This is a genomic window from Agrobacterium sp. rho-13.3, assembly GCF_033957765.2.
Lineage (GTDB): Bacteria > Pseudomonadota > Alphaproteobacteria > Rhizobiales > Rhizobiaceae > Agrobacterium.
On the sequence record NZ_CP192774.1, the window covers coordinates 555,583 to 575,401 of the forward strand.

At 57.3% G+C, this 19,819-nt stretch carries 23 protein-coding genes; 16 read left to right on the forward strand and 7 right to left on the reverse strand.

Going from position 1 to position 19,819, the window contains the following annotated elements; all coding sequences use genetic code 11:
- Positions 1 to 220 precede the first annotated feature (220 nt).
- The gene (locus RMR16_RS02680; RefSeq protein WP_320199191.1) at positions 221 to 2,320 is read right to left on the reverse strand and encodes a S9 family peptidase; all 2,100 of its coding nucleotides are present in this window, start codon (positions 2,318 to 2,320) and stop codon (positions 221 to 223) included.
- 241 nt (positions 2,321 to 2,561) lie between these two features.
- On the opposite strand from RMR16_RS02680, the gene RMR16_RS02685 reads away from it, so the two are divergent.
- From RMR16_RS02685 to RMR16_RS02695, 3 genes are all read left to right on the forward strand, one after another.
- Positions 2,562 to 2,963, forward strand: coding sequence for a DUF930 domain-containing protein (locus tag RMR16_RS02685; protein ID WP_320199192.1), 402 nt, complete (start codon positions 2,562 to 2,564; stop codon positions 2,961 to 2,963).
- 239 nt (positions 2,964 to 3,202) lie between these two features.
- Positions 3,203 to 4,123, forward strand: a complete 921-nt coding sequence (locus tag RMR16_RS02690; protein WP_320199193.1) for a dihydrodipicolinate synthase family protein — start codon at positions 3,203 to 3,205, stop codon at positions 4,121 to 4,123.
- A gap of 56 nt (positions 4,124 to 4,179) precedes the next feature.
- Positions 4,180 to 4,902, forward strand: a complete 723-nt coding sequence (locus RMR16_RS02695) for a polysaccharide deacetylase family protein (RefSeq protein ID WP_320199194.1) — start codon at positions 4,180 to 4,182, stop codon at positions 4,900 to 4,902.
- Positions 4,903 to 4,908: 6 nt separating this feature from the next.
- Here RMR16_RS02695 and RMR16_RS02700 read toward each other — a convergent pair whose 3' ends face one another.
- From RMR16_RS02700 to RMR16_RS02715, 4 genes are all read right to left on the reverse strand, one after another.
- Positions 4,909 to 5,238, reverse strand: a complete 330-nt coding sequence (locus RMR16_RS02700; RefSeq protein WP_320199195.1) for a type II toxin-antitoxin system HicB family antitoxin — start codon at positions 5,236 to 5,238, stop codon at positions 4,909 to 4,911.
- Positions 5,235 to 5,495 carry a type II toxin-antitoxin system HicA family toxin gene (locus RMR16_RS02705; RefSeq protein ID WP_320199196.1) on the reverse strand — a complete coding sequence of 87 codons (261 nt, stop codon included), beginning with the start codon at positions 5,493 to 5,495 and terminating at the stop codon, positions 5,235 to 5,237. Before RMR16_RS02705 ends, RMR16_RS02700 begins: the two co-directional genes overlap by 4 nt.
- A gap of 112 nt (positions 5,496 to 5,607) precedes the next feature.
- Complete coding sequence (locus tag RMR16_RS02710; protein WP_320199197.1) at positions 5,608 to 6,762, reverse strand: AI-2E family transporter; 1,155 nt, start codon at positions 6,760 to 6,762, stop codon at positions 5,608 to 5,610.
- Between the two features lie 276 nt (positions 6,763 to 7,038).
- Complete coding sequence (locus tag RMR16_RS02715) at positions 7,039 to 7,899, reverse strand: VOC family protein (protein WP_320199198.1); 861 nt, start codon at positions 7,897 to 7,899, stop codon at positions 7,039 to 7,041.
- 227 nt (positions 7,900 to 8,126) lie between these two features.
- Here RMR16_RS02715 and RMR16_RS02720 point away from each other — a divergent pair, with 227 nt between their 5' ends.
- From RMR16_RS02720 to RMR16_RS02730, 3 genes are all read left to right on the forward strand, one after another.
- The gene (locus RMR16_RS02720; protein WP_320199199.1) at positions 8,127 to 8,537 is read left to right on the forward strand and encodes a universal stress protein; all 411 of its coding nucleotides are present in this window, start codon (positions 8,127 to 8,129) and stop codon (positions 8,535 to 8,537) included.
- Positions 8,538 to 8,653: 116 nt separating this feature from the next.
- Positions 8,654 to 9,325 (forward strand): PAQR family membrane homeostasis protein TrhA, encoded by a 672-nt coding sequence (trhA, locus tag RMR16_RS02725; RefSeq protein ID WP_320199200.1) that lies wholly within the window; start codon positions 8,654 to 8,656, stop codon positions 9,323 to 9,325.
- Between the two features lie 169 nt (positions 9,326 to 9,494).
- Positions 9,495 to 9,998: a GNAT family N-acetyltransferase gene (locus RMR16_RS02730; protein WP_320199201.1), complete on the forward strand. Its 504-nt coding sequence runs from the start codon at positions 9,495 to 9,497 to the stop codon at positions 9,996 to 9,998.
- Here RMR16_RS02730 and ftrA read toward each other — a convergent pair.
- Positions 9,979 to 10,980: a transcriptional regulator FtrA gene (gene ftrA / locus RMR16_RS02735; RefSeq protein ID WP_320199496.1), complete on the reverse strand. Its 1,002-nt coding sequence runs from the start codon at positions 10,978 to 10,980 to the stop codon at positions 9,979 to 9,981. The genes RMR16_RS02730 and ftrA overlap by 20 nt on opposite strands.
- Before the next feature lie 87 nt (positions 10,981 to 11,067).
- Between ftrA and RMR16_RS02740 the strand changes: the two genes are divergently transcribed.
- Positions 11,068 to 11,481: a rhodanese-like domain-containing protein gene (locus RMR16_RS02740; RefSeq protein WP_320199202.1), complete on the forward strand. Its 414-nt coding sequence runs from the start codon at positions 11,068 to 11,070 to the stop codon at positions 11,479 to 11,481.
- Positions 11,482 to 11,976: 495 nt separating this feature from the next.
- A complete protein-coding gene (locus tag RMR16_RS02745) occupies positions 11,977 to 12,156 on the forward strand; it encodes a hypothetical protein (protein WP_320199203.1) in 180 nt (59 codons plus the stop codon).
- A gap of 203 nt (positions 12,157 to 12,359) precedes the next feature.
- Here RMR16_RS02745 and msrB read toward each other — a convergent pair whose 3' ends face one another.
- Positions 12,360 to 12,770 carry a peptide-methionine (R)-S-oxide reductase MsrB gene (msrB, locus tag RMR16_RS02750; RefSeq protein WP_320199204.1) on the reverse strand — a complete coding sequence of 137 codons (411 nt, stop codon included), beginning with the start codon at positions 12,768 to 12,770 and terminating at the stop codon, positions 12,360 to 12,362.
- A 195-nt stretch (positions 12,771 to 12,965) separates the two neighbouring features.
- On the opposite strand from msrB, the gene RMR16_RS02755 reads away from it, so the two are divergent.
- The 8 genes from RMR16_RS02755 to RMR16_RS02790 all read left to right on the forward strand — a co-directional run bounded on the left by RMR16_RS02755 (position 12,966) and on the right by RMR16_RS02790 (position 19,753).
- Positions 12,966 to 15,329: a putative monovalent cation/H+ antiporter subunit A gene (locus tag RMR16_RS02755; RefSeq protein WP_320199205.1), complete on the forward strand. Its 2,364-nt coding sequence runs from the start codon at positions 12,966 to 12,968 to the stop codon at positions 15,327 to 15,329.
- On the forward strand, positions 15,326 to 15,745 hold the full coding sequence (locus RMR16_RS02760; protein ID WP_320199206.1) for a Na(+)/H(+) antiporter subunit B: 420 nt from the start codon (positions 15,326 to 15,328) through the stop codon (positions 15,743 to 15,745). The genes RMR16_RS02755 and RMR16_RS02760 overlap by 4 nt, the downstream gene beginning before the upstream one ends.
- Complete coding sequence (locus RMR16_RS02765) at positions 15,745 to 16,122, forward strand: Na+/H+ antiporter subunit C (RefSeq protein ID WP_320199207.1); 378 nt, start codon at positions 15,745 to 15,747, stop codon at positions 16,120 to 16,122. The genes RMR16_RS02760 and RMR16_RS02765 overlap by 1 nt, the downstream gene beginning before the upstream one ends.
- Positions 16,123 to 16,140: 18 nt before the next feature.
- Positions 16,141 to 17,703 carry a Na+/H+ antiporter subunit D gene (locus RMR16_RS02770; protein WP_320199208.1) on the forward strand — a complete coding sequence of 521 codons (1,563 nt, stop codon included), beginning with the start codon at positions 16,141 to 16,143 and terminating at the stop codon, positions 17,701 to 17,703.
- Positions 17,700 to 18,179, forward strand: coding sequence for a Na+/H+ antiporter subunit E (locus tag RMR16_RS02775; RefSeq protein WP_320199209.1), 480 nt, complete (start codon positions 17,700 to 17,702; stop codon positions 18,177 to 18,179). The genes RMR16_RS02770 and RMR16_RS02775 overlap by 4 nt, the downstream gene beginning before the upstream one ends.
- The gene (locus RMR16_RS02780; RefSeq protein ID WP_320199210.1) at positions 18,176 to 18,565 is read left to right on the forward strand and encodes a cation:proton antiporter; all 390 of its coding nucleotides are present in this window, start codon (positions 18,176 to 18,178) and stop codon (positions 18,563 to 18,565) included. The genes RMR16_RS02775 and RMR16_RS02780 overlap by 4 nt, the downstream gene beginning before the upstream one ends.
- The gene (gene mnhG, locus RMR16_RS02785) at positions 18,562 to 18,903 is read left to right on the forward strand and encodes a monovalent cation/H(+) antiporter subunit G (protein ID WP_320199211.1); all 342 of its coding nucleotides are present in this window, start codon (positions 18,562 to 18,564) and stop codon (positions 18,901 to 18,903) included. The genes RMR16_RS02780 and mnhG overlap by 4 nt, the downstream gene beginning before the upstream one ends.
- A gap of 421 nt (positions 18,904 to 19,324) precedes the next feature.
- Entirely contained in the window at positions 19,325 to 19,753 is a 429-nt protein-coding gene (locus RMR16_RS02790) for a MucR family transcriptional regulator (RefSeq protein WP_320199212.1), read from the forward strand.
- Positions 19,754 to 19,819: the final 66 nt, after the last annotated feature.

Genomic DNA, 19,819 nt, shown 5'->3' on the forward strand with positions numbered 1-19,819 from the left:
AAATGCGATTAATATCGATGCTATATTACAATAGATCATAGTTTTGATTTTTTGTGGAAAAAAATCTCGAAAAATGGATTTTAGAAAGTATTTTTCTCCATTTGGAGGGGGGTTCGTCGTCCTCGGACTTGTCCCGAGGATCCCATCACCTCTCCAAAATTTTAACGTCGCGATGCTCGGGACAACCCCGAGCATCACGATTTGTGCGGTTCCTGTTGCGTCAAACAGTAGCCTTGCCAGCCACCTTCAGCGCGAACGCGTATTCAAACGCGATCTCTTCAAGCCGCTGGAAACGGCCAGACTTGCCGCCATGGCCCGCCGCCATGTTGGTTTTCAGCAGAATGGGCGCATCGCCCGTCGTGTGCTCGCGCAGCTTCGCCACCCACTTGGTCGGTTCCCAATAGGTCACACGCGGGTCGGTGAGGCCGGAAATGGCCAGCAGCGGCGGGTAGGGTTTTGCGCTGACATTATCGTAAGGCGAATAGGCGGCGATCCACTGATATTCCTCTTGCGATTCCAGCGGGTTGCCCCATTCCGGCCATTCCGGCGGCGTCAGCGGCAGGGTATCGTCCAGCATCGTTGTCAGCACGTCGACGAAAGGAACGGCGGCGATGATGCCGGCGAATTTTTCCGGCGCGATGTTGGCAACCGCCCCCATCAACATGCCGCCCGCAGAACCACCCTCCGCGATAATGCCGGTGTAAGAGGTAAATCCATCCTTCACCAGATGGTCGGCAGCGGCGATGAAGTCTTTGAACGTGTTCTGCTTGTGCTCCATCTTGCCGTTTTCATACCACTCGAAGCCCTTGTCCTTGCCGCCGCGAATATGCGCGACCGCATAGACAAAACCACGATCGGCCAGCGACAGGTTGTTGGTGCTGAACGAAGCCGGAATGGAAATCCCGTAAGCGCCATAACCATACAGCAGGCAGGGTGCGGAACCATCCAGCGGCGTATCCTTGCGGTATAGCAGGGACACCGGCACCAGCGCGCCATCATGCGACGTCGCCATAACGCGGCGCGTCACGTAATCATCCGGGTTGTGGCCGGAGGGGACTTCCTGTGTTTTTAACAGCACACGCTCACGCGTTACCATGTTGTAGTCAAACAACTGGCTCGGCGTGGTCATGGAGGAATAGCTGAAGCGGATGACGTCCGTGTCGTATTCCGCAGCGCCGTGCAGACCCAGCGAATAGGCCTCTTCGGCAAAGGCAATCGCATGTTCTTCACCGCTTACACGATCACGAATGACGATCCGCGGCAGACCATCGCGGCGCTCCAGCCACAGCAGGTGACGGGCATAGGCATCGATATCCAGAATGAGGCGGCCCGGTTCGTGCGGCACCAGTTCCTTCCAGTTGTCCTTGCCCGGTGCGCCAACCGGCGTTTCCATGATGCGGAAGTCCTTGGCATCGCCTTCATTGGTCAGAATGAAGAACACATCGCCGCCTTCGCACAGCGAATATTCGATGCCCTCTTCACGCTCCGCCACGATCTGCGGCTCAGCGGTCAAGTCCTTGGTGGACAGAAGACGGTACTCGCTGGTTTCGTGGTCGTGGATATCGATGAAGATAAAGTCGTCCAGAACCGATGCGCCCACGCCCATGAAAAAGCCGGGGTCGGTTTCTTCATAGACCAAACGGTCAGACGATTGCGGTTGGCCAACGATGTGGTGAAACACCTTGGAAGGACGATGGTTTTCGTCCTGAAGCGTGTAGAAAAAGCTTTTGCCATCCGGTGCCCAGGCACCGCCACCGCCGGTGTTTTCAATCACATCGGCCAGATCGTGCCCGGTTTCCAGCTCGCGAATCCGCAGCGTGTAATATTCCGAACCCTTGTCGTCATAACCCCAGATGCCACGGCTGTGGTCCGTGGATTGGTCAAGCCCGGCCAAACGGAAATAATCCTTGCCTTCGGCTTCCTTGTCACCGTTCAACAAAACGTGCTTTTCACCGCCACCGCGTGGGGTGCGGAAATAATGCGGCTGCTCACCGCCGGTCACGAAGAGCGTGCCGTAAGCATAAGGCCCGTCATTGACCGGAACGGAGGAATCATCCTGCTTGATGCGGCCTTTCATTTCCTCAAACAGCGTTTCCTGCAACGGCTTGGTGTCCGCCATCGCCGCTTCCATATAGGTGTTTTCCGCTTCCAGATGGGTGCGGATGGCCGGGTCAAGCAGGGTCGGGTCCTTGAACATGGCCTGCCAGTTATCGGCCCGGAACCAGGCGTAATCATCCGTGCGGGCAATGCCGTGATGCGTATCCGTCACCGGCTTTTTTTCGGCGACAGGTGCGGCGGGCAGGTTTTTAAAAATGGACAAGGTCACTCGCTTTCGTAGGGAAATCGGTCTGCGTGTTTTAAGATGTAGAGTGCGCCCAAGGGTGTATCAAGTTTGAAATCTCTGTTGAGCAATAAACAGTCGGGCACAATTTGGTCGGGTTTCGATCACATTTTAGCAATAGAGCGCATGTCCTCGGTGCCCGTTGTTGCTGATGTGCGCTGAAGACAGATGATTTGCGACGCGAATCGAAAAGAAGAAACGAAAAGCCCGACAGGATCTCATGCACAAGCTTCTCCCCGTTGCCCTTCTTGCAGCCCTTACCTGCTCGGCCGTCGCCATGCCCGCCATGGCCATAGACAGCAGCATCCTGCGCCAGTTGAATGCGCTGGCACCGGAAGAGCGGCTTGAGCAACGCTGCGATATCGAAGCCATGGAGCGTATCGCCAAGGAGCAGACGGGCATGAAGCCCGACAAGGTCATCGCCTATGCCTTCGGCGACCCCGATGTCACCCCCGATTCCATCAAGGCATCAGGTGCCGTGTTCCGCAGCGCCGGAGAATGGTATCGCCTGCGCTACAAATGCCAGATCGCCCCGACCACGCTGGGCATTCGCAATTTCGATTATAAGGTGGGGGAAAAGGTGCCGGAAGAGCAGTGGGCGAAGCATTATTTGTATGATTGAGAAGGGCTTTTACTCTCCGTCATCCCGGACTTGATCCGGGATCCAGTCAACCCAAGTCCTTGGGTTGCAAGACTCTTTTGCACCGCAGACGCGGCGGTGCTGGATACCGGGTCAAGCCCGGTATGACGGAATAGAGGTGGCCTTGTTATAATCCCATCCAACTTCATCCACATTCCTATTGCCGCCCGCTCAATCCCCGCTTAATCCTCGTTCCCAGAGGGTTTTTAGGGGCGGGTTGCATGAGCGTCAAATTTCACGGGCTTTCGGCGTTTCCGCTGACACCGGCAGACGAAAACGGCCATGTCGACGTGGAAGCACTGTCGCGTCTCATCGAGCGGCTGGATGCAGCGCACGTCGATTCCATCGGTCTGTTGGGCAGTACCGGCAGCTACGCCTATCTCTCCCGCGAACAGCGCCGCCGCACGGTGCAGACCGCCGCCGAAACGCTGAAAGGCCGCCGCCCGCTGATCGTGGGTGTTGGCATATTGCGCACGGATGAGGCGATTGCTTTGGCGAGGGATGCGGAGGAGGCGGGTGCCGATGCGCTGCTCCTCGCCCCGGTTTCCTACACACCGCTGACGCAGGAAGAGGTGTACCACCACTTTGCCGCCATCGCCGGTTCCACCGCCTTGCCGCTCTGCATTTACAACAATCCGTCCACCACGCATTTCTCGTTCAGCGATGAGTTGCTGGTGCGGCTTGCCTATATTCCGCATATCCGCGCCGTTAAAATGCCGCTGCCTGCCGACATGGCATTCAAAGCGGAGCTGGAGCGGCTGCGCCCACGCTTGGGCGAGGATTTTGCGATTGGTTATAGCGGAGACTGGGGTTGCGCGGAGGCTGTGCTGCAAGGTGGCGATAGCTGGTACAGCGTCATCGCCGGGCTGCTGCCGGTGCCGAGCCTTCGCCTGCTGCGCGCCGCACAAGCGGGCGATGCTGCCGAAGTCAGCCGCGTGGAGGAATATTTTCAACCGCTCTGGGCGCTGTTTAAAGAATTCGGCAGTTTCCGCGTGGTCTACGCCGCCGCCAACCTGCTCTCGCTCACCCACCGCCAACCGCCTTTGCCGGTCATGCCGCTCAGCGTCAGCGATAACCAGCGGGTGGAAGAGGCCTTGGCAAAGCTTAGTGAGCTGGATGGTCTGCCCGCCGCCACGCCATAATTCCGGCACTTTGCGGGCAGAATGCCGTTGTTATTGACTGATCGAAAGCCTCTGAAATGCTGAAAAATCTGCCCATTGCCGCATTCCTGCTTGCCATGGCGTCTCCCGCTTTTGCGGGATCCGGCCTTGTTGAGCCGACCTTGAAAATGCAGGGCAAGACGACGCCACCGCGTGTTGCCATCACGTTGGATGCCTGCATGGGCAAAACGGATTTCCGCATTCTCGATACGCTGGTCGGCGAAAAAATCCCCGCCACCATCTTCGTCACCGCGCGCTGGCTCAAACACAATCCGCAAGCGCTGGGCGTGCTGATGTCTCACCCCGATCTTTTCGAAATCGAAAACCACGGCGAAAACCACGTTCCAGCCGTCGATAAACCAGTCTTGATCTACGGCATCGCGGCTGCGGGCTCCGAGGCGGCGGTGGAACAGGAAGTGGAAGGCGGCAGACTGGCCATCGTGGCGGCCACCGGCAACCAGCCGCACTGGTTTCGCGGCGCAACGGCCAAATACACCCAGTCCTCCATGGCCACCATCAATCACCTCGGCGAACGGGTGGCGGGATACTCCATCAACGGCGATGGCGGCTCACTGCTGGGTGCGGGCATGACGGCCAAACACATCGCCTCCGCAAAAGACGGCGACGTCGTCATCGCCCACATCAACCAGCCCACCCATGAAGCCGGCGAGGGCGTGGTGCGCGGGCTGCTGGCGCTCAAGGCCCGCGGCGTAACGTTCACACGCCTCGACGACCCAGCGTTCCACTCGCCATCGAATTGACAGGTCTTAAGAGACCGCACGCTCCAGCGCCATAGCAACCCATTTGTTGAGGCTTACGCCCTCGCGTCTGGCAGCGCTGGACACGGCCTTGTGAAGCTTTGGTTCGGTGCGGACAACGAACTGGCCTGAGAATGGCTTTTCAGGTTCTTCGCCGCGCTCAGTGCAAAAAGCGATGTAGTCTTCGATGGATTCGGCCAAGGCTTTTTTAAGCTCGCTGGCAGATTCGCCTTGAAAGGTGATGACATCGCGCAGGTTGATGACCTCGCCGTGAAAAATCTCGGCATCCTCATCAAACTCTATAACCGCCTCATACCCCTTATAATGCATCATGTTCATGGTCTTATTCCTGCTTCACTGAGGAAACGCCGAACGGATTTCACAGCGCCCTTGTCGGTTTCCTTGTGGGGATGCGGGCGGTGGAAAACCGCACGCACGTCGTTAAGCGCTACCCGCACCCGTGATCCCTGTCCCTCGGTGATTTCGGCTCCACATGCGACAAACAGCGCTTCTATATCGCGCCACGCGATGCCAGCTCGAACGGGATCAGAAAAAACAGCTTCCAGCACGGCCAAATGCTTCTTGCTCAAGTCCATATGATATCACTTTTCAGTATCATTTTCAATATTGCTGTCAGCGCTTGGCTTACAACTTGAAATGATATCGAAATCAACTTTTGATAGAATTTACAAGTCGGATAAAACTTGATCAGGACGGCAAATTCGGCACCACGCGGCGGGAGGGGAACAGTTCTCTTGCCACTGTCATGCCGATGAGCGAGAGGGGCAGGGCCAGCATGGCGCCTGCGGCGCCCCACATCCACGTCCAGAAAATGATGGCGACGAAAACGAGGAAGGGGTTGATTTCCATGTTTTTGCCAACGACCGTCGGAAACACCAGATTTTCCATCAAAAGGTGGATGGTGAAGAACACGATGGCGGGCAGCAGGCCGAGAAGCAGGCTGTCATGGGTCAAAATTCCAGCCACGGTCAGTGACAGCGTCATCACGGTGACGCCAAGGAACGGCACGAAGCTGGAGAGAAATGCGAACAGCCCCCATAGAAATGGCATGGCAAGGCCACCGACCATAGCGATGACCACCATCGTAACGCCAAGCCCGGCATACATCAGCGAGGCGGTTGCGAAGTAGGAGCTGAGCACGTGCTCGATGGAGGCGATGGTGCGGATTGTTCTCAAACGCTGGTGCCGCTGTGGAAACGCCATAATCATCGCCTTGCGCAGCCGCACGCGGCTGTAAAGAAACATCAACAGGGCGGCGAAGAATATCAAGCCCTGCACAATGGCGGGTGTGAGGTTCGATCCGATGACGGAAATCACGTCGCCGCTGCGCGAAATGAGCGATTCCATCGACATCGAACTCAGGCTGAATGTGGATGATGAGATATTCACCCAACGCAGGCTTTGCAGGTAGGGCATAAAGCGATCGATCGCTTTTTCAACAATACCCGGCCCTTCCGATGCCAGCGTAGACAGCGGATCGATCAGCGAATTCACGACGAAAAACAGCACCAGTGCCACGGCGGAAGACAGAATAATCGCCACGACAGAGCCCGGAATTCCGTAGGAACTCAGCTTGCTGGCTGCCACGCCCAAAATCATGCCCACCACGATGGCCAAAACGATGGGAATAAGGATGAGCTGCAAGGCGTGAATGACGCCAAGCAGGATGATGACAAAAATGCCAACAATCGACCAGGCGACCGCCACATCCAGAGCTTCACGCCCCAATGGTTGCTGGCTTCGTTCATCATCATGGGCAGCCCCCAAAGCCCCGCGCATGACCGGGTCCTTGTGATCGATATTTGCCGTGTTTTTTCGGCTGGTTATCGCCTGTTCATTCATCGATCTGTCCCCCATCAAATCCTATAACGCTCGACGTGTGGCGCGGTTCCGGGGGATGGGAAATTTCGGTTGGCGGGTGTGGCTTACCCCCTCTGCCATGCCGGGCATCTCCCCACAAGGAGGGGAGATTCAATTGCCGTAACCTCTCGATCATCTTAAACTTTGAGAGAGAAGTGATGTCGGTGCGCCCAGCACATCTCCCCACCTGTGGGGGAGATGCCCGGCAGGGCAGAGGGGGCAGCCACGCGGCAAAACGCTAGCTGCCCGACAAAGCCCTCAAGCCGAAAGCTTCAAGCCAATTCCCCATGGGTCTTTCACCACAATGCCGTCACTCTGTCGCTCACTGGCAATTTCCAGTCTGTCCAGTGCTGCGATGGCGTTATCCAAGGCGGTTTTATCGTTGAACTTCAGTGAATAACCGGAAAGCCCTGTCATGGTCTCTGAACGCGCCTGAGCGCCACGGCTGTTCCAGATGTTGGCTGCGACGTGGTGATGGTAGGCACCGGAACCGAAGAAGCTTGCACCGGGATACCGCGCCATGATCTTCAGCCCAAGAACGTCCTGATAGAAGGCATCCGCCTGCGGAATATCGCCCACCTGCAAGTGAATATGGCCGATGGCGGTGCCGTCTGCGGCCTTTGTAAAGGTCGCTTTCGGTGCGCTGTTGTAAAGCTCCTGAAGGTCCAGCCGCAGCGTGGACATGCTGACCGTGCCATCCGGCTGATATTTCCATTCGTCAGGGTGGCGGTCGCGGTAGACCTCGATGCCGTTGCCTTCCGGATCGGCCAGATAGATGGCCTCGCTGACCAGATGGTCGGATGCGCCCTGAAGCTGCACATTGTGTTGCGCCACATTCGTCAGCCACAGGGCAAGATCGTCGCGGCTCGGCATCAGGAATGCGGTGTGGAACAGACCGGCTGCGCCGCTTGGCGCGCGCGTGGCATTGCCAGAGGTCGTCAGTGTCAAAAGCGGTTGGCCGTTCACGCCCAGCACTTCGCCGCTCGGTGATTTTTCGATGACCGAAAGGCCGATGATCTTCTGGTAAAACTCTGAAACGCGTGGCAGATCCCGCACGACGAGATGTGCCTGCCCGACGTAAGCGGGCCGCGTCAGCGCAAATTGTTGGTTTTCACTCATTCCCTGCACTCCGATCTTGCCGCCGTTTCACGGCGATGTTGAGGGGACTATGCGCGCAGTTCATCGTTCAGAAAAGATAGCCATTTGGTGATGCAGCGTGCACTATTTGTTGACAGTGAAAAAGATGCGCGCCTTGATGCGGATCAATTCCCTCTACGCCCATACCGTGTAAATATAAGCAGCTTCGAAAGAAGAAGACGTCTTTTCATGGTTGAAGGGAGAAACACATGTACAAGAAAATCCTCGTTCCAGTGGATTTGAGCGCCCCGGAAAAAGCAGACAAAGCACTGAAAAAAGCCGAGGCGCTTCTGGATCATGGCGGCCAGATCGCGCTTTTGAACGTGGTGGAAGATCTACCCGGTTATCTCGCCATCGACCTTCCCGTGGACCTGATTGAAAACGCAATCAACGACGCCAGAACCAAACTGACTGACCTCAAGAAAAAATCAGCCTTTGTCGGCCCCGTCGAAATTCGCAGCGGCGCGCCCGCCCGCGAAATTCTGGCCGCAGCGGAAGACCTGAAGGCAGACCTGATCATCATCGCGTCTCACACGCCGGACTTTTCCAACTATTTCATCGGTGCAACCGCGGACCGCGTTGTGCGCCACGCCAAATGCTCCGTGTTGGTAGATCGGTAACCGTAGTTTCGTTTTGCAACAGTCGTGAACGCAAAGTGATCGCGATTTGCAGCACTCGTCTTGTTCCGGTCTCATATTGCCTGCATGATCTGAGCAACATTATGCGGGAATGAACTATGAGTGACCTTTGGCGGTTTGGACGCCGTTACGATCTTCATGAAATCGTCGCCGATGGCATCGTTCATGGCGTCGGCATCGTCTTTGCGCTGATTGGCGCAACGGCGCTCATATTCTATGTCACGCTGTGGGGCAGTCTCAGCGCCATCGCGGCGGTGTGGGTGTATGCGTTTGGCCTCATTCTGTGCCTGTCCATTTCATTTACCTATAACATCTGGCCGCATTCCAATGTGAAATGGTATCTGCGCAGGCTGGATCATTCCGGCATCTTCATTCTCATCGCCGCAACCTACACGCCCATTCTCCAGCGTGGCATCGAAGACCCGTTGATTGCCTTTACGCTGGCCGGGATTTGGGTGGCGGCGCTGTCGGGCATTCTTCTGAAATGTTTCTTTCCGGGCCGGTTCGATCGCCTGACGATCCTGCTTTATCTGTTGATGGGCTGGAGCGGCGTGATGGTTGCCGAGCGACTGTCCACCCACCTGCCGCCCATCACCCTGTGGCTGGTCATCATCGGCGGCATTATTTATTCCATGGGCGTTATTTTCCATGTGTGGGAAAGGCTGCGTTTCCAGAATGCCATCTGGCACGGCTTCGTCGTGGTCGCCGCCGCCGTGCATTACACCGCCGTCATGACCAGTTTCAGCCTCGCACCATCCGTATTGTCCTAAACCGTACGCGATCTTTCAGATTCGCTCCTGACGCTTTAGATTTTTGTTTTTTCGCATGTCGTTATCGCAAAACCGCGGCACACTTTTGCGCGACATGCTCTGATGACTTGAATACCGCAACATGCTTTATGGTCGCGAAAACTCTGATTTGCAGCGGACCTGAAAAAGCATGACCATCGAACTGCGCGACGCCACCATCGACGACCTTTCCGGCATCATGGATATCTACAACGACGCGGTGCTGAACACGACCGCGATCTGGAACGAGGTTCTGGTCGATCTGGAAAACCGCAAAGAGTGGTTCAAAGCCCGCAAGGATCGCGGCTTTCCGGTCATCGTCGCCATCAAAGACGGCGCGGTTGCCGGTTACGCCTCCTACGGAGACTGGCGCGCTTTCGATGGTTACCGCCACACCCGCGAACATTCCATCTATGTTCATAAGGATGCGCGCGGTTCCGGCATCGGCAAATTGTTGATGCTGGCGCTGATCGATCACGCCAGAACCAACGACGTCCACGTCCTCATCGGCGCCATCGAATCCGAAAACACCGCCTCCATCCGCCTTCACGAAACGCTCGGCTTTCGCGTTGCCGGTCGCTTTTCCGAAGTCGGCACCAAGTTTGGCCGCTGGCTGGACCTGACATGCATGGAACTCAAGCTTCCAGTGGCGTGACGTTTTTCGTGCCGAAGCTTTCGCGATACGCCGCAGGCGTGGTCGAAAATTGCTGGCGGAAATGGTGCCGCAGATTGGCGGCGCTGCCCAATCCGCTGGCCTCCGCAATGGTTTCAATACCGAGTTTGGAGGTTTCCAGCAGGTCTTTGGCTTTTGCCAGCCGTTGCAGCAGCAACCATTTCGCAGGCGTCGTGCCGGTTGCGGCTTCAAACCGGCGAAGAAGCGTGCGGCTGCTCATGCCTGCCATGCTGGCCAGTCGCGCAACCGTATAATCATCCGCCAGTTCGGTACGCATGGCGTCCAGCAATGGCCCAAGGCGGGCCTTTTCATGGATTTCCGGCACGGCCTTGTCGATAAACTGCGCCTGTCCACCATCGCGATGCGGCGGCACAACCAGCCTTCGCGCCACCAAATTGGCGGCTTTGGTGCCGAAATCCCGGCGGATGAGGTGCAGGCATAGGTCAATGGCCGCCGCACTTCCGGCAGAGGTCAGCACAGAACCTTCATCCACATACAGAACCTCCGGAAGCACCGCGATATCGGCAAACCGCGCTTTTAAGGCATCGGTATAACGCCAGTGGGTCGTTGCCTTTTTGCCGTTCAGCAGACCCGCAGCCGCGAGCACGAAAACGCCGGAACAGAAGGACAGCAGCGTTGCGCCATTGTCATGCGCTGTGCGCAGCGCCGCACATAGTGCTTCCGGCACAGCTTCGTGGATGCCACGCCATCCGGGCACGATAATCGTTCCCGCCCGTTCGATGAGCTCCATGCCGCCATCGGCCACGAAACGCACGCCGCCGGTGGTCCGCATCTCGCCGTCATCCACGGCGGCAACGGCAAAACGATACCAGTCACTGCCCATTTCCGGGCGGGCCAGCCCGAACACTTCCACGGCAATGCCAAATTCAAACGCGCACAGCCCGTCATAGGCCAGGGCAACAACAAGGCGATTGAGTGCTGAGGAGGGAATGGGTTTTGGCATGATGTTTACGATATATGGCAATCATGCCATCTGCCAGTGTTTTTCTGCACGCAGTACAGTCGCATCACCACATCACAGGAGGCACATATGAGCTACGTCACCGAAATCCCCGCTGCACCGGCTGATATCGCGATCGACCATTTTTCCAGACGGCTTTCCGTTGAGACCGATTGCTCGGACGTCGCCGCCTCCATCAAAAAAGGCGAGCAGGATTTTGTGCTTTTGCATGTGGTGGGGTCCGCGCAAACCTTCGCCGCCAAGCACATTCCCGGTGCCATTCATCTGCGCCACGCGGAGATGACGCAGGCGCGTATGGCGGAATGGCCGATGGAAACCCTGTTCGTGGTGTATTGCGCCGGCCCGCATTGCAACGGCGCAGACCGCGCAGCGCTCAACCTGGCGCGTTTGGGTCGCCCGGTTAAGATCATGATTGGTGGCATTACGGGTTGGGCGGATGAAGGGTTGGCGTTTGCCACAAATCAGGTCCACGAAGTGGCGTGAATACAGGCGGTCACCTCTCCGCACCCTCCGTCACCCCGGACTTGATCCGGGGTCCAGTGCGATCAAGTCCTTGATCGCAAAAGATTCTTCCACACCGCAGACGCTCGGGACACGAAACGATGCGTGCCGTCATCCTCGGGCTTGTCCCGAGGATCTGCGACGGATCGTTTTTGGTGACGGTCGTAGATCCTTGGGACAAGCCCCAGGATGACGTCGAGAACAGGCGCAGCTTTTTTCATCAATTCTAACGTTATGGAATACGTCAAAAAACTTCAATCGGACACCAGTGGGTCATGCCCGGCATGACGGTGGGGGTGTTGCCCTCAACCCTTTGCCAGCGACCACGATCAAGGCGTGCCGTCGCAGGCAGGCTATTCTGAGGAATGCGCAATTCGCGAGAATATTTTTTCCGCTACTGCGCTTGCGTAACAGTTGCTGCCTTTAGATCGCAGATGTGTTGCGTCATTATTGCCTCAGCGTGAAAGGGATAGATGAATGGCAATGCAGAGTGCGGAAGTGGTCGATTTGAAGGCTTATCGCGATCAGCGAAAGCGCAGCCAGTCTCCTGTCGAGGTCAAGGCCGTCAGCCCGCAGCCTTTCATCATGTGGATGCCTGTCTGGGCTTATGTTCCCGTTGCTGCTCGGTCGTGGAATTATGGCGCTTTTTCCCTTTGAGGGCCAGCGAACGGTGGAGTTTCACGAGGTCATCATCTCGCCGCATCACACCGAAATGCCAATCTGACGGGCGCTCTGGCGCGGCATGGATACTCTCGCGGCGTGCTTGGCACGCGGTATGCGCTTGCTCTGGAATGCAGCGCGGCATAGGCGCAAAAAAAGCGGCCCGAAGGCCGCTTGCTCGATCTGGACAATAAAAGGCTTTAGTCCTGCGGTTCAAACACCATCGAGTGGCCGTTGATGCAGTACCGCAGGCCGGTGGGTGGTGGGCCGTCCGGGAAGACATGGCCGAGATGCCCATCGCAATTGGCGCAGCGAATTTCCGTACGCACCATGCCGTGCGCTGTATCGCGCAGTTCAATGACTGCATCCGGTTTCACCGGCTCGAAATAGCTCGGCCAGCCGCAACCGGCATCGAATTTCGTATCGGAATAAAACAGCGGCTCGTCACAGGCGGCGCAACGGTACAGGCCTTTTTCCGTGCTGTTCCAATAGGGGCCGGTAAACGGGCGTTCCGTGCCATGCTCGCGCAGGATACGGTATTGATCCGCCGTCAGCTCCTCGCGCCATTGTGCATCGGACTTGGTGATTCTGGGTGATTTGAGATCGCTCATCGGGTGATCCTTTCTGCTGCCCCCAAGATAGTGTGTCTGGCACGCGGTTGAAAGAGGAAGGAGCGTTTTGTGCGGAAAACAGCGCATAAACCCGGTTTTCGCCGCGCAAGGGTTGAGGCTCAGGCACCTATGCCGTAATTGGAATATTCAAAACAAGAGGAAGCCGGAAAACGGCGAAAGGGCTGGGGAGACGATATGATCGCCAATGTCACGTTGCTGACATTCGCCGTGCTTTTTTTGCCTTTCGTTGCGGCAGTGTGCGCGCCTTTGACCGTGGGCAGGTTGGGCCATAAAGCCGCCTGGCTGCTGGCGCTGGCGCCTGGTCTTGCCTTCGTTCATTTCCTCGGTTTCATTCCGGCCGTGTCGGCAGGCGAAGTCGTGACCGGCGGTTACGTCTGGGTGCCCAGCTTCAATCTCAGCTTCTCATGGTTCATCGATGGCCTGTCGCTGACCTTTGCGCTTCTCATCACCGGCATCGGCACACTCATCGTTCTGTATGCGGGTGGTTATATGAAGGGCCATCCGCAGCAGGGCCGCTTCATGGCGTTTCTGCTGCTGTTCATGGGCGCCATGCTAGGCGTGGTGGTGTCGGACAGCCTGTTGATGCTGTTCGTCTATTGGGAACTCACCTCCATCACCTCCTTCCTGCTCATCGGCTTTGACCATAAAAGACCGGCTGCCCGTCGTGCTGCCTTGCAGGCGCTGGTGGTGACGGGCGGCGGCGGGCTGGTGCTGCTGGCGGGCCTGATTTTCATCTGGAACATCAGCGGCACCACGCAGCTGTCCCTGCTGGTCCATGGTGGCGATGTGCTGCGCCAAAGCCCGTTTTATTTCGCGACGTTATTGCTGGTGCTGGGTGGTGCCTTCACCAAATCGGCGCAGTTTCCGTTTCACTTCTGGCTGCCCAATGCCATGGAAGCGCCGACGCCGGTGTCTGCTTACCTGCACTCCGCCACCATGGTCAAAGCCGGTGTTTACCTGTTGATGCGGCTGAACCCGGTGCTGGGGGATACGGCGGCATGGGAAATTCTGCTGCCCTTCTTCGGCGGGCTGACGATGCTGACCGGCGCGTTTCTCGCCATTCGCCAGACCGATCTGAAACTCATGCTGGCTTATACGACTGTGTCGTCGCTTGGCCTGCTGGTCATGCTCACGGGCTTCGGGTCGGATCACGCCATCGAAGCGGCGGTGCTGTATCTGGTGGCGCATTCGCTGTTCAAAGGCGCGCTGTTCATGGTTGCCGGCATTATCGATCACGAGGCCGGAACACGCGATGTGACGACGTTGGGCGGTCTGCGCAAGGCCATGCCCATCACCTTTGCCGCGGCGTTGACGGCAGCAATTTCCATGGCGGGCCTGCCGCCGTTTTTCGGCTTTCTGGCCAAGGAAGAAATCTATTACGCGCTGGCCCACGCCAATCCACGCGCCATTCTCTTCACCGGCATCGCAGTCATCGGCAACGCGCTGATGCTGGCCATTGCTTTGGCCGTGGGGCTGAAGCCCTTTGTCGGCAAGCCGGTCAAAAACCCGAAACAGGTGCATGAAGGACCGGTGCTGCTCTGGCTCGGGCCTGTCGTCTTGGCCCTTGTCGGCCTGCTTGCCGCGCTGTTTTCCGGCGCATTCCATGCCGTGGTGTCCACGCCCATGGCAACGGCCATTGCCGCAGAGCCGCGAACGGTGGACATGTCTCTGGTGCCGCATATCGGTGTGCCGCTGGCGCTGTCACTGTTTACCGTGGCGCTGGGCGTGATGGTCTTCACCAAACTATCACTGGCCCGCAAGCTGATGATCCGCACGATAGAGGCCGTTGGGCCCGGGCCGGACAAGGCGTTTGACGGCGTGCTTTCCCGGTTTATCAAGCTGTCCTTCTATATCACGCGCATCCTTCAGCCGGGCAGGCTGGAATTTTACGTCACGGCCACCTTTGCCATCATCGCACTTGTTCTGCTCGTGCCGCTGTTTGCCTATGGCGAATTGCCCGCAATGCCGGTCTGGCCTGCGGACATACGCATCCATGAGGTGGTGTTTATCGCTATTGCCATCATCGGCCTCATCGCTGTGTTGACGGCTTCCAGCCGCCTCACGGCCATCGTGGCGCTTGGCATTCAGGGGTTTGCCGTGGCGGTTCTGTTCCTGCTGTTCGGCGCGCCCGACCTGTCGTTCACACAGTTCATGGTGGAAACGCTCTCCGTCGTCATTCTCGCGCTTGTCATGACGCGGCTGCGCCTTTCGCCATCCGATCACCGAAAACGTGGCCAGAAGCTGCTGGATGGCACCATCGCCATTGCCTGTGGCACCGGCTTTGCGCTGATGCTGCTGAAATCCACCGAAAGACCGTTCAACACCAGCCTGACGGAATTTTTCAGCGCCTATTCCAAAATCATCGCGCATGGCAACAACGTCGTAAACGTCATCATCGTGGATTTTCGCGGCACGGATACGCTGGGCGAAATCGCCGTGGTGATGATCACAGGCCTTGCCATCCTGGCGCTCATCCGCATCCGCGCCGGGGTTAAAGTCGATAACAATGATCCTGACGCAAAGGAGGGCAGGGCATGAACACGCTGATCCTGCGCACCGTCGCCCCCGTCATCATCAGCCTTATGGTGCTGTTTTCCATCTTCGTTTTGCTGCGCGGTCATAATGAGCCGGGTGGCGGGTTCATTGGCGGGTTGATTGCCGTCTCGGCGCTGGCCATCTTCGGCATCGCTTATGGGGTGCAGGCCGTGCGCCGCGCCATCATCTTTCATCCGCTGTCCATTGCCGGTTTCGGCCTGCTGCTGGCCACGCTGTCTGGCCTGTTCTCGGTCTTTTTCGGCGTGCCTTTTATGACGGGCCTGTGGGTCTATCCCAGCCTTCTTGGCGTGGAGGTGCCGCTTGCCACCGTCATGTCATTTGATGTCGGCGTCTATCTGGTGGTGGTTGGCGGCTTTGCGTCGATTGCGCTCGGGCTTGAAGAAAGGGACCATGATTGATGGAAGCGGTTTTCTCGATCCTTGTCGGCATTTTCTTCTCGGTGGCGATTTATCTCATGTTGTCGCGCCACAGCGTGCGCCTGCTGCTCGGCATCGCCATTCTCGGCAATGCCGTCAACCTGCTGCTGTTGACCGCAGGGCGGCTGACACGCGAAGTGCCGCCCATCATTGGCGCGGGGCAAGACACGCTTGCCTCAAGCGCGGCCAACCCGTTGCCGCAGGCATTGATCCTCACGGCCATCGTCATTTCCTTCTGCTTTTTCTGCTTCCTGATGGTTCTCGTCTGGCGGGCGTTTCAGGAGTTGAAAACCGATGACACGCATGAAATGCGCGCCGCAGAACCGGTGAGCGCACCGCTGCCGCCGCTCGGCTATTGATGGACGGATAACAGACATATGGCCGCTTCCGGTTCCGCCCCCATCGATCTTTCCGCTGCATTGACCATGCAGCCAACCACTCTTGTGGAGTGGCTGGTGGTCGCGCCCGTGGCGCTGTGCATTTGCGTCGGTGCCATTCTCATGATGGTGCGCCATTCCACCCGCCTCCATGCCGGTATCGCCATTGCGGGGCTTGTCCTGCTGGTCGTCATCGATGCAGCGCTGTTGTGGAATGTCGCCACCAACGGCCCCATCACCATGGTCATGGGCCGCTGGCTGCCGCCCTTCGGCATCGCTTTCACCGCTGATCTTACGGGCGCTGCGCTGGCGCTGGCCGGTGCCATCGCGGCCCTTGCCTGCGGCGTGCACGCGGCCAGCGATGTGGATGAGACGGGCAAGCGGTATGGCTTCTATCCGTTCCTGATGTTGCTGATGGCGGGTGTCAGCGGCGCGTTTCTGACCGGAGACATCTTCAACCTCTATGTCTGGTTCGAGGTGCTGCTGATCTCGTCCTTCGGCCTTATCGTACTCGGCTCCACACGCCAGCAGATCGATGGTGCGCTGAAATATGCGGTGCTCAATCTCATCGGCACCACGCTGTTTCTCATCACGGTGGGATATCTTTATGCCATCTTCGGCACGCTCAACATGGCCGATATCGCGCTCAAGGCGACCGTGCTGGGCGATGACGCACCCCTGATGACGCTGGCCGCACTCTTCACATTGGCGTTTGCGATGAAGGCGGCGGCCTTCCCGGTCAATTTCTGGCTTCCCGCATCGTATCACACGCCCAAGGTCGTGGTGTCCGCCCTGTTCGGCGGGTTGCTGACCAAGGTGGGCATTTATGCGTTGCTGCGCGTCATGGTCATGCTGTTTCCGGTGCAGCGGGAAGCGTTGAGTTTCCCCATCGCGGTCGTCGCCGCCCTCACCATGATCCTCGGTGCGATGGGCGCATTGGCGCAGAATGATCTTCGCCGGATGCTGGGCTACGTCGTCATATCAGGCATCGGCACGATGCTGGCCGGTGTGGCGATCGGGTCGCCCGCCAGTATCAGCGGTGTCATCTTTTATGCGCTGAACTCCGTGGTGCTGATGACGGCGCTCTATCTCGTCATGGGCCACGCCGCCCGTGTCGGCGGCGCGTCCACCCTGTCAGAACTCGGTGGTCTTTACGCCAAAGCGCCGTGGTTTTCTGGACTTGCGCTGGCACTGTTTTTCGCAGGCTCCGGCCTGCCGCCATTTTCCGGTTTTTGGCCAAAAGCCATGCTCACCAAATCCGCCATCGATATCGGCGCCTGGTGGTTGGCCTCGGCCATTCTCGTTTCCGGTTTTATCGTCACCATCACCTTTGCGCGGGCGTTTCTGTTGTGTTTCTGGCGGCCGCTGCCAGCGGGCGGGCATCCATTGCCTGCTACAGTCAAAACGCCAACGCTGGCCCCCGTGGTGGCCCTCACAGTGCTGATCGTTGGCTTCGGCCTCTTCCCGGAAACCATCATGCGGCTCAGCCAGCACGCTGCTGATGGCCTTGCAGACCCATCCGCCTATATCCGCTCGGTTTTCCCACAGGGAGCATCACAATGAGCCGTTACATCATGGGCCTGCTGTTTGTGGTCATATGGCTGGCCGTATCGGGAAGCTACACCCTCGCCAATCTGCTGCTCGGCGCGCTGGTCGCGGCCCTGTCGCTCGGCCTCATCCGCCATCAACTCAAAACCACCGACACCTATTGGGGCCGTGTTCCTGCCATCCTGTCGCTGGGCGCTTTGTTCATCAAGGAGCTGGCACTGTCCGCATGGTCGGTCGCCGTTATGGCGGTGACACCAAAGATGAACCTGAAGCCGGGAATTTTTGCCTATCCGCTGAAACTGAGCAGTGATTTCGAAATTACCCTGCTGGCCAACCTCATCACGCTCACCCCCGGCACGTTGTCCGTCGATGTCTCGGAGGATCGCTCCGTCCTTTATGTGCACGCGCTGGATTGCAACGATATCGATGCGACCAAGCGCGCCATCGCGCAAGGGTTCGAGCGCAAAATCATGGAGGCGTTTCGCAGATGACACCCGAAGCGCTGGTCTCCGTCGCGACTATAATCGCCACGATTATTCTCTCCGTTGCTTTCCTGTTGACAGTTTACCGAGTCGTCAAAGGCCCAACCCTGCCGGACAGGGTCATCGCGCTTGATATGCTGGTCGGAATCGCTATCGGCTTTATTGCGGTCATTGCTATAAGGACCGGCTTTGATCTTTACGTGGATATTGCCATCGCCCTTTGCCTGGTCGGTTTTCTTGCGACGGTTGCATTCGCCCGCTTCATTTTGTCTCGCCAACCGGACGAGGGAGATCGTCGAAAACAGGTGCTGGATGGCACCGATGTGCTGCCCGCCACCCACGTGGCACGGCGTGCCAAACACAAGAAAAAAACAGGGAAGGGGACCCAAAAATGAGCTGGATTTTTGCCATTCCGGTCGCGTTTCTGCTGGTCGGCGGCGCACTGTTTTCATTGACGGCAGCCATAGGTATCAACCGTTTTCCCGATCTTTATACTCGTATGCATGCCGCATCGAAGGCCGGAACAGTGGGTTCTGGACTTCTTCTTCTTGCCGTCGGCATCGCTTCACTTGAGCTGGCTGTTTTTGCGCGCTCGCTGGCCGGATTTTTCTTTGTTGTGTTGACTGCCCCAGTATCTGCACATTTGCTTGCCAAAGCTGCACATCAGGTGGGATATCGCTTATCCGCGACAACAGTATCAGATGAACTGAAAGCAGACCGTAAGTTGAAGTGAAGCGCTTTTCCCATGTTAACTTGGTGGCAATTCATGGATATAGAATTATTTTGTTACCCGTGATTTTTTACATATAGAATAGGCCGCTTTTGGTCTGGATTATCCTAAAATAATAATTGGACTTTTTTTGGTTTGGTGCTATCCACATTAGGTAAAGTAGCTAATGTGGATTTGCGTCCTGCGTTATTGATGTTCTGTTTAGGCATTTTATTGATGGCTAAACTATCTCTCCCAGAGAATATCCGGATATCTCTTTCGTTTTTCGCAGTTACCGAAAGAATTCTTCGCCTTTTCTGTAAATATCAGAAGGCGAATTTGAACAGTCGGTAGAACGCAAGTCAGTGGGCTAGGGGTTAATTTTGCTTCCTTGGCAAACGGGCTGGGTCCGATGCCAGAGAAGATATGAACAGGAGACACATAAATGACGGAAACTACATACGGCGGCGCTCAGGATTTGCTTGTCGAACTGACGGCGGATATCGTTGCTGCCTATGTTAGCCACCACGTCGTTCCGGTTACGGAGCTTCCTGGCCTTATCTCCGATGTGCACACAGCGCTCAGCGGCACCTCCACCCCTGTGGTCGCCGCGGTGAATGTTGAGAAGCAGAAGCCAGCGGTTTCTGTACGCAAGTCGGTTCAGGATGATCAGATCATCTGCCTGGAATGTGGTGGCTCTTTCAAGTCGCTCAAGCGTCACTTGACGACGCATCACAGCATCACGCCGGAAGAATACCGCGAAAAGTGGGATTTGCCGGTGGATTACCCGATGGTTGCACCAGCTTACGCAGAAGCGCGCTCGCGCCTAGCAAAAGAAATGGGCCTCGGCCAGCGCCGCAAGGCTGCTCGCTGATCCATCCAGAATTTGCATGAGCTGCAAAAGCCGGTCCCCGTGGCCGGCTTTTTTGCGCCCTGGCAT

Bases quoted from the DNA above. Each gene is read 5' to 3' on its own strand.
- RMR16_RS02685 (WP_320199192.1), top strand. From the start codon at position 2,562: ATGCACAAGCTTCTCCCCGTTGCCCTTCTTGCAGCCCTTACCTGCTCG.
- RMR16_RS02775 (WP_320199209.1), top strand. From the start codon at position 17,700: ATGAGCCGTTACATCATGGGCCTGCTGTTTGTGGTCATATGGCTGGCC.
- RMR16_RS02700 (WP_320199195.1), bottom strand. From the start codon at position 5,238: ATGAACATGATGCATTATAAGGGGTATGAGGCGGTTATAGAGTTTGAT.
- msrB (WP_320199204.1), bottom strand. From the start codon at position 12,770: ATGAGCGATCTCAAATCACCCAGAATCACCAAGTCCGATGCACAATGG.
- RMR16_RS02710 (WP_320199197.1), bottom strand. From the start codon at position 6,762: ATGAATGAACAGGCGATAACCAGCCGAAAAAACACGGCAAATATCGAT.
- RMR16_RS02730 (WP_320199201.1), top strand. From the start codon at position 9,495: ATGACCATCGAACTGCGCGACGCCACCATCGACGACCTTTCCGGCATC.
- RMR16_RS02790 (WP_320199212.1), top strand. From the start codon at position 19,325: ATGACGGAAACTACATACGGCGGCGCTCAGGATTTGCTTGTCGAACTG.
- RMR16_RS02745 (WP_320199203.1), top strand. From the start codon at position 11,977: ATGGCAATGCAGAGTGCGGAAGTGGTCGATTTGAAGGCTTATCGCGAT.
- RMR16_RS02715 (WP_320199198.1), bottom strand. From the start codon at position 7,899: ATGAGTGAAAACCAACAATTTGCGCTGACGCGGCCCGCTTACGTCGGG.
- RMR16_RS02690 (WP_320199193.1), top strand. From the start codon at position 3,203: ATGAGCGTCAAATTTCACGGGCTTTCGGCGTTTCCGCTGACACCGGCA.
- RMR16_RS02760 (WP_320199206.1), top strand. From the start codon at position 15,326: ATGAACACGCTGATCCTGCGCACCGTCGCCCCCGTCATCATCAGCCTT.
- ftrA (WP_320199496.1), bottom strand. From the start codon at position 10,980: ATGCCAAAACCCATTCCCTCCTCAGCACTCAATCGCCTTGTTGTTGCC.
- RMR16_RS02780 (WP_320199210.1), top strand. From the start codon at position 18,176: ATGACACCCGAAGCGCTGGTCTCCGTCGCGACTATAATCGCCACGATT.
- mnhG (WP_320199211.1), top strand. From the start codon at position 18,562: ATGAGCTGGATTTTTGCCATTCCGGTCGCGTTTCTGCTGGTCGGCGGC.
- trhA (WP_320199200.1), top strand. From the start codon at position 8,654: ATGAGTGACCTTTGGCGGTTTGGACGCCGTTACGATCTTCATGAAATC.
- RMR16_RS02755 (WP_320199205.1), top strand. From the start codon at position 12,966: ATGATCGCCAATGTCACGTTGCTGACATTCGCCGTGCTTTTTTTGCCT.
- RMR16_RS02705 (WP_320199196.1), bottom strand. From the start codon at position 5,495: ATGGACTTGAGCAAGAAGCATTTGGCCGTGCTGGAAGCTGTTTTTTCT.
- RMR16_RS02720 (WP_320199199.1), top strand. From the start codon at position 8,127: ATGTACAAGAAAATCCTCGTTCCAGTGGATTTGAGCGCCCCGGAAAAA.
- RMR16_RS02765 (WP_320199207.1), top strand. From the start codon at position 15,745: ATGGAAGCGGTTTTCTCGATCCTTGTCGGCATTTTCTTCTCGGTGGCG.
- RMR16_RS02695 (WP_320199194.1), top strand. From the start codon at position 4,180: ATGCTGAAAAATCTGCCCATTGCCGCATTCCTGCTTGCCATGGCGTCT.
- RMR16_RS02740 (WP_320199202.1), top strand. From the start codon at position 11,068: ATGAGCTACGTCACCGAAATCCCCGCTGCACCGGCTGATATCGCGATC.
- RMR16_RS02770 (WP_320199208.1), top strand. From the start codon at position 16,141: ATGGCCGCTTCCGGTTCCGCCCCCATCGATCTTTCCGCTGCATTGACC.